Source organism: Acetonema longum DSM 6540 (genome assembly GCF_000219125.1).
GTDB classification, from domain to species: Bacteria; Bacillota; Negativicutes; order Sporomusales; family Acetonemataceae; genus Acetonema; species Acetonema longum.
Genome location: NZ_AFGF01000251.1, coordinates 1 through 7,274, shown reverse-complemented (window position 1 = coordinate 7,274; position 7,274 = coordinate 1). Strand labels below are relative to the sequence as shown.

At 45.8% G+C, this 7,274-nt stretch carries 9 protein-coding genes and 2 pseudogenes; 1 reads left to right on the top strand and 10 read right to left on the bottom strand.

Features of this window, described 5'->3' with window-relative positions:
* Positions 1 to 177 precede the first annotated feature (177 nt).
* The 10 genes and pseudogenes from ALO_RS19065 to ALO_RS23990 all read right to left on the bottom strand — a co-directional run.
* Complete coding sequence (locus tag ALO_RS19065; RefSeq protein ID WP_040293955.1) at positions 178 to 672, bottom strand: Gx transporter family protein; 495 nt, start codon at positions 670 to 672, stop codon at positions 178 to 180.
* 5 nt (positions 673 to 677) lie between these two features.
* A complete protein-coding gene (locus ALO_RS19060; RefSeq protein ID WP_202945821.1) occupies positions 678 to 1,016 on the bottom strand; it encodes a NusG domain II-containing protein in 339 nt (112 codons plus the stop codon).
* Between the two features lie 32 nt (positions 1,017 to 1,048).
* A complete protein-coding gene (locus ALO_RS19055) occupies positions 1,049 to 1,573 on the bottom strand; it encodes an FAD:protein FMN transferase (RefSeq protein ID WP_004099366.1) in 525 nt (174 codons plus the stop codon).
* Positions 1,574 to 1,709: 136 nt separating this feature from the next.
* Positions 1,710 to 1,874, bottom strand: coding sequence for a helix-turn-helix domain-containing protein (locus ALO_RS22225; RefSeq protein ID WP_004099365.1), 165 nt, complete (start codon positions 1,872 to 1,874; stop codon positions 1,710 to 1,712).
* A 140-nt stretch (positions 1,875 to 2,014) separates the two neighbouring features.
* Complete coding sequence (gene nrfD, locus ALO_RS19050) at positions 2,015 to 2,980, bottom strand: NrfD/PsrC family molybdoenzyme membrane anchor subunit (RefSeq protein ID WP_004099364.1); 966 nt, start codon at positions 2,978 to 2,980, stop codon at positions 2,015 to 2,017.
* Positions 2,981 to 2,992: 12 nt separating this feature from the next.
* Positions 2,993 to 3,658: a 4Fe-4S dicluster domain-containing protein gene (locus ALO_RS19045; RefSeq protein ID WP_004099363.1), complete on the bottom strand. Its 666-nt coding sequence runs from the start codon at positions 3,656 to 3,658 to the stop codon at positions 2,993 to 2,995.
* A 272-nt stretch (positions 3,659 to 3,930) separates the two neighbouring features.
* Positions 3,931 to 4,653 carry a hypothetical protein gene (locus ALO_RS19040; RefSeq protein WP_004099361.1) on the bottom strand — a complete coding sequence of 241 codons (723 nt, stop codon included), beginning with the start codon at positions 4,651 to 4,653 and terminating at the stop codon, positions 3,931 to 3,933.
* A 261-nt stretch (positions 4,654 to 4,914) separates the two neighbouring features.
* Positions 4,915 to 5,856 (bottom strand): FAD:protein FMN transferase, encoded by a 942-nt coding sequence (locus tag ALO_RS19035; RefSeq protein ID WP_202945820.1) that lies wholly within the window; start codon positions 5,854 to 5,856, stop codon positions 4,915 to 4,917.
* Between the two features lie 271 nt (positions 5,857 to 6,127).
* Complete coding sequence (locus ALO_RS19030) at positions 6,128 to 6,472, bottom strand: MarR family winged helix-turn-helix transcriptional regulator (protein WP_413788511.1); 345 nt, start codon at positions 6,470 to 6,472, stop codon at positions 6,128 to 6,130.
* A 295-nt stretch (positions 6,473 to 6,767) separates the two neighbouring features.
* Positions 6,768 to 6,960: pseudogene (locus ALO_RS23990) on the bottom strand (transposase); the annotation flags it as partial.
* A gap of 155 nt (positions 6,961 to 7,115) precedes the next feature.
* Here ALO_RS23990 and ALO_RS19020 point away from each other — a divergent pair.
* A pseudogene (locus ALO_RS19020) lies at positions 7,116 to 7,274 on the top strand (IS3-like element IS655 family transposase); the annotation flags it as partial.

Genomic DNA, 7,274 nt, shown 5'->3' with positions numbered 1-7,274 from the left:
GCCCTGGGAGACAACAACGCTTTTTTGAATCCCTTTCCCCTACGACTTTCAGTCGTCAGCATTTATGCTGTATCCCACCTGCTTTAGTGGGTGGTAGTTTAGTAGAACACTCAAAACTTACCTTCCGTTTCATTTGAGCATCCATGCTATAAAAATAGAACCGGTGTCGCTATAAAATCACATCAGAATTGGCTTTCGCTTTATAACATATTGTGCGCAAAGCCCCGTGCAGCCCCCTGCGATACAGCCGGAAACTATAAGAAATGGCAGATATGCAATAACCGTTATTGTTCCTGTTACCAAGACCGCAACCGAAATCTGACCGATATTGTGCAGAACTGCGCCCAGTACACTCGATACCCAAATACACTTTTCAGGAATCATCTTTCGCAGTGCCAGCATACCCGCAAGACAAAGTATCCCTCCAGCGAGACTATACAGCAGCACCATTAGATTACCACTGAAAATTGCGCCTAAAAAAATTCGCACCAATACCAACAACACGACTTCTCTTGCCTGATATTTGTATATCGCGTAAACGGTGATGATGTTTGCCAGCCCTAATTTTATGCCAGGAACGGGGATGAGAGTGGGCAACCTAAGCTCCACAAGGAAAATCACCAAAGCAATGGCTGTCAGTAATGCAATTTCTATCAGCTTTCTTGCGTTCATATACATCACCTTGTTGCCCCATCTACATTCACCCCAGGCTCTTCGGTATATCGTATCACCAGACGGTGGGGGAGACAGACAATCGGCAGTGTTTTTGTCTTCATCCACCCCATTTTCACACAGGTCTGATCGGGGCAGTCCGCATGAGAAATACGAATCTGCCCATTTTCAATCAGCACAATATTTGAACCGCCATGACCGGTAATACGAAGTGTCTGCGTTTCTTGGATTTGAGATAAGTTCAGCCGGTATAGCACCGTTCCCTCCTGTGCGATTTCCACCGTATTGCTCACTGGTGTTCGAAGCACAAAGATGCTTCCCCATATTCCGGCAAGAAAAATCATAGCACACACAGCCGTCCAAATCTTCGTTCTCGTCATGGCCGGATTACCGTTACCGGAAGCTGGGCAAAAGCATCTCTCAGGGTGAACGAGTCAACCAGCCCTTCCGTTATGAGGATTGTATTATCCTGCGTATACAAAATCATTTCAAAACCACCTTTCTTGCGCCAATAAGCTGCGGCCTCTTCAACGCCCATCACGAACAGAGCCGTAGAGAGTGAGTCACACATCCTGCCCTCCGGTCCGACAATGGTCACCGAACTCAGACCTCGGTCGGCGGGTTTCCCGGTGGATGGATCAAGAATATGCCAGTAAACCTTGCCGGTTTCATCCGTGAAATATCGCTCGTAACCGCCGGAGGTTACTACAGCACTGTCAACCACCTCCAGAATAGCGAAATTGTCCTCGGCATTAGGGGCTTTCACGCCAATCCGCCAGCGTGTGCCATCCGGCTTTGTCCCTATGGTTTGAACGTTGCCGCCTAAATTAATGATGGCTGAGGTTACGCCCCGCTCCCGCAAAAGCTGTATAACCATATCGCCGGTATATCCCTTCGCCACCGTTAATTAATCGATCTCCCCAGGAGTCAAGTAACCCATAGATACTCTCAGGGTCACGGTAGGTCCGCCGTACCAAGTCTCAATGTCTATGAAGCTGGTTGTCGATTTTGTTTGCCTAACATTGCCTTCATTCACCTCAATGGATTACTTCGATAGGAAGGCGCAAAACCATTATCCAGTTCTTGATCTGCACTTTTTTAATGCCCAGTACGTCAGCTATCTCTTTCCTTGTTCGTCCTTCTTCACGCATTTGCATGATGATATGTTCTAACGACTTGATATTTGTATATTTCTGTGGCATATAAATACCTCCTATCGTAGTTATCCTACAACAGGAGGCTTTTTTGACTCAAGATCCGTTTTGTTGGGTTCAGATCAAAGTCTAATGCACTTGCCAATAAGCCAGCTGCCAATTGATTAATACCCTTCAATGAATATATGCTAGTATATGCTGAATCCATCCCATACCGGCAGAGCTGCAAAGACGATCAGCATCCTGAGGGCAAAACCGCCAATAATCACACCCGTATCGCCAATAATCATTAGCGGGGAATGTGCTCCGTAGATTTTGCTGCTGGCTGCAGCTTCTGCCAAGACGGCGCTCCCCACATCATTTGCAGTTATATTCTGCGGGATATCCCCAGTTTTTTTTATTTGACTCAAAATTTGCTGTAGATAAATGAAAGCCGGCAGCACGAGTCCCAGTACAATGAACAAGCCCCAGAAAACTATCTGATACTTCCCTGAAATCAGGAGTTTGGCGGATTCGGTTCCAATAGGACCATTAGACCCGTTTAGCATCACCATAATGAAGGACGCCGCGACGATGATCTCCACCACGACCAGAAGCAAATGGAGCTGATTGGCCCGCCCCTCATGATAAGTCCCCTTTTCCAGCAATGGCGCCAGCAGCGAAGTGGCTGACAGACCGGTTGATAGAGCTGATACAACAAAAAGGACGGGGATTATGTTGGAATTCCAAAAAGGAATAGCCTTGATGACCGATATAAGGAATCCGGTATAGGCAGCTGTACAAAGCGCCAGGAAAGCCCCGGCCCAGGTTAACAGCTCGGGAGCCTTTTTATTTTTGAACGCAAAATAGCACTTGAGAAACCCCGCTAGGATAAAAGCCGACAAGATATAGACTCCCCAAGACATCACCGAGGTAAAGTTGCTCAAAAGGCCGATCATGAGCCATGGTTTCCAGAACCCTTGCCCGAGGTCAAAAACCAGCATGAGCGTACCGATGGCTACAGCAGGAGTCGCAATGAAATACCCTGCCCGGGTCAGACTCGGCGCCTTACCCAAGAAACCTTTTTCCGCCAGGAAGGAAGTGATGTAGGCTCCGGCTCCTAAGCCGCCTAAGAATAAATATATGACGACAAGCCAATGCCAATGCAGTTCCATATTTGTAACCTCCTACTCTTTCGGTATGATGACCCATGATGGGTTGGTGATCGTGGGCGACGGGAGGCCTTTGAGGGTTGCAACCCCGCCTGGGGCTTTTTTCAACTCGGACAGTTTACCATAAGTCAGGGCTTTCTTCGGACAAGCTTCCACACAAGCAGGTTGCTGCCCTTGATCCTGACGGCTGTAACAGAAATGGCACTTAGTGACCCGTTTGGTCTTTTTGCTAAGCTGAGGAGCATGATAGGGACAGGCATACATACAGTAACCGCAGCCCACGCACTTCTCGGCATTATGAACGACGATACCGTCTTGCCGTTTGGTGTAAGCTGTGACCGGGCATACTGTCAGGCAGGCCGGGTCGGCACAATGGTTGCAACTGATGGAAAGGAAATGCCCTTCACCTTCATCGCCGCCATTGTCCAAAACGCGCCGCCACTTCACCTGTTCATCCCTTGCTTCCTGGTTTGCTGACCGGCAGGCGCTTTCACAAAGTTTACAGCCGATGCACTTTTTCTGGTCGAAAAGGAAAGCCAATTGTTCCGTACCCAAATCCTGGGCAACCGCAGACTTTGTCAGCAGGCTTAACGGCAAACCCATTCCTAATGCAGCAGTTACTAAAACGCCAAGCTTCAAGGCGTCTCGGCGACTAATGCGAGAGTCAAACTTTTTGAACACTTTATAACCCACCCCCTTCTTATTCTACTTCCAGTATCCACTATACCCAATAACCCCTGTTCGAGCATAAAAAAAACAACTGTAATCAGCAAAAGTAAGCTTAGCATCGCTATCCTGTCCCATTTAGCAGCCCTAAAACGGTAAGCGTACATATCCAAGGAACTTAGTCTTTCAAAGAAGGAGTTAACGATCAATAATATATTGTTCTAAACAATGAAGGAATCCCCTAACGAATAATAAATCCTTTAAGGAATCCCTCACTTTTACAGAATCTATTTACCGGAAATAGAGACTTCGGCTTTGTTCGCGTAAGCTTTTTTCAGGGCATCTATGTAATCACCATGGGCGTCTTTAAGACTGATCGTCGCGCCTGAGGTCACATCGGCAAGAGCCTTTTTCTCAGCATCCGTCAGTTTGTTGTACTTTTCCTTGTCCTTTGGATTGGTCATTTTGGCGACCAGTGGTCTTCCATTAAGATCAGATGTATTTTTAGCAAACCACTGCTCAATTTCAGCTACGGTCTTTCCTTTGAAGAAATTCTGGTAGACTGCCACTTGCTCTGACCAGTTCATGCCATATTCTTTGTCACCGCGTTCACGCTTTGTTTGCCAGGCAGCAACTTGTTTTGCTGCAGTTTCGTCCGTGTTGGCTTCAGCTCCTGCAAAACCAGCCTGACCAGGCCAACCCGAGAATTTGGAAGCAGTCGGATGTTCGACATCGTTTGGCGAGAGCAATTCCAGACCATCATAGTGAACGTCGATGATCTTCCCGTCCTTGTCAAACAATGCACTGCAAATGACATAGGTGAGACTATAGATATTACCACCATTTTTGTCTTTTCCAGGTCCTACACGGAATACGGGGGATTCACCTACACCCCTGAACACCTTCATCTCTGCGGCGGGCTGGGCCGTTTGTGGGCTTGAGCATCCGCCCAAAGCAAATAATCCCATAGCCAGAACTAAACATGCGGCAACCATTTTCATCTTAGACATCAGTTTTCCTCCTCGTAACTTTTTACTTTACAGATCTGAGCCAAATAAAATGTTGGCGCTTTATTGATATATCAACAAAGCAAATTATGTTTTAAATATAACAAATTTTTGCGTATATTGTCAACAATGTCCAGAATAAGAAATACTGCGAAAATTGTCACAATTCCTTGTAAATGCATTAATCAACCACATTCCCACAGCGTTCAGCAGCCTGCCGCTCAAGGCATCCCAACCTGTCACCCAAGCCTCCCATCTATTGAACTAATTTGCAAGTTTGTATTCATTTCCTTCATTATAAAGTTTAAAACTTCCCTTAATCCCGTCAGTTATGTATATTTTTTTATCAGCAGTGATAAAAACCGCTTCAATCCCGCCGAATTGGCGGATCAGTTCCCTGCCTTTCTCCAAGCCTAAAATAAAGACGGCGGTATCGAGGGCATCCGCATCAAAGGAAGAATCCATGATCAGTGTAACGCTCATCAGATCTGACCGGGCCGGATAGCCTGTTACTGGGTCTAGAATATGGTGATAGCGTATGCCGTCCTTGATAAAATAGCGCTGTTCGTCCCCGGCCGTCACAACGGCTTTGTTTACCACCTCGACAGTGGCTAGGATTTGCTCACTCTGCTGTGTTTGTCCCGCGTCCGGACGGGGATTGCGAATGCCCACCCGCCAAGGAGTTCCATCGGGCTTGTTGCCTAGGGTGATAACGTTGCCGCCGATATTCACAAAGGCTGACCTGATGCCGAATTTTTTGTAGATTCGAATCACTTCGTCGCCTGCAAAGCCTTTAGCAATACCCCCAAGGTCGACCATCTGACCAGGCCTTTTCAAACTAGCAGCTGAATCGTCGACATATAAATCCCGGAAATTGATCAGCGGGAGAATCTTCTTTAGCTCCTCGTAGGACGGGATATGCTCCTGAGGTGTTCCTATAGCCCAGCTTTTTACCAGGGGGCCCACGGTAATATCAAAGGCACCAGAGCTCAGTTCCGCTACCTGCTGGGATTTTCTTAGGATTTTTATGGTATCAGAGGATAAGGCTATTTTCTCTTTCCCGGCGTTTTGGTTTAGCTTATAGACATCGCCCTGCTCTGCTTTGAAGGTCAAAAGTTTTTCCAATTCGTTCATTCTTTTCATAGCCGAATCGATCGCTGCCTGCCCTTGGGCGCCATAGACCTTCTGGGAAATCAACGTACCCATCACAAAATCCCGAGATTCGAAAGCTTTATTCTTATGCGAAGAGACTTCCATTCTGCTCAAGCTACAAACTACCCAGATACCCACCACGAAAAGTAACAAGCACAGACAGGCAATCTTAACCCGGTGTTGTCTAGTCACGATCACGAAATGCTTCACCGCCTTTGTTTCTACTCTGCTAAAAATTCTAAAAATTAGGATCAAGTACGAAGAGCTTCACATTACGATTGCGCCATGGTTCACTCCGGCAAACATATAAGATCTTTTAATAAGATTACTCCAAATTTGAAGAAACCCTTCTCAATAAAATTTTAAGTGTTTGAATTTCTGTTGTTGTAAGCCCCACCGTAGCTTGATTGAGGCACTGAATAGCAATGGGTTCAATCTGCTGCCTTAATTTTTTTCCTCTACCAGTTAAATAAACTGCAAATGATCTTCTGTTTTTTAAATTCACTTGTCGTACAACAAGTCCTCTTTCCTCCATTCCATTAAGAATTCTTGTCATAGCACCTTTATCTTTCAATGTATAATCCGATAACTCTTGTTGACAAATTCCACCTTTTTCATATAACTTATTCATTATAGACCACTGCTCTCTAGTGATCCCATACGATTTTATCCTCTGTTGAAGGTAAGTCTTTAACTTTAGGTCTGCACAGTAGACTATAAAGCCCAGTGACTCGTTTTCAGTATAAATCAGCCTTCACCTTCTTACGATCATTTTAGTTGATTATATCGACATATTAGGCTGGATACAAAATTTTGTCAATCTCGATTGCAAAGAAAACACAGACCAGCTAATTAAAGTCAAGCCGAATTGATTTGGAATTCGTGCTGCACCTTCTGCCAAGCGGGTTTGTCAAGAAAACTGCCTGGAATGTTATCTTCCATCTCGCGGAACAAGGCATAAGGTACAAAGGGAATTCCTTTGAGTTTGGGTACTTTTAGGGTTACATTGCCGGAGGTCGTTGTCAAATTCCTGTCATAGTGGCCGGCGCGGTAGCCTTGGCGTGCCTCAGTACGTTCATATTTGGCTGCTTGGGTTAGGTCTTTGGCTTCCTGATCGAGAAGATTGTTGAGCGTTTCTATAATGCTCCCCATTGTCAAGACACAGAATGGAAAAAAATAAGTTAAGCTCCCTTCTGTGTTGTTTGATATGAACCAGCCTCATGAGGCAAGTTTCCGAGATAACATTGGGCTGGGCAAGCACCATCCAAGGCGGAATGCGTTCGATATGTATTGTATATCTGCATGTACTCTTTGAGCATCTGACCTATGTGAAGGTCCAAAACAAATGGCACTACATTTGCTTACTGGTTGACCTGTTCAATCGAGAAATCATTGGTTATAGTGCGGGCCCCAACAAGGATGCTACCTTGGTTGCCCGTTCTTTTGCAACGGTTAAGGGAGATCTACGTCAG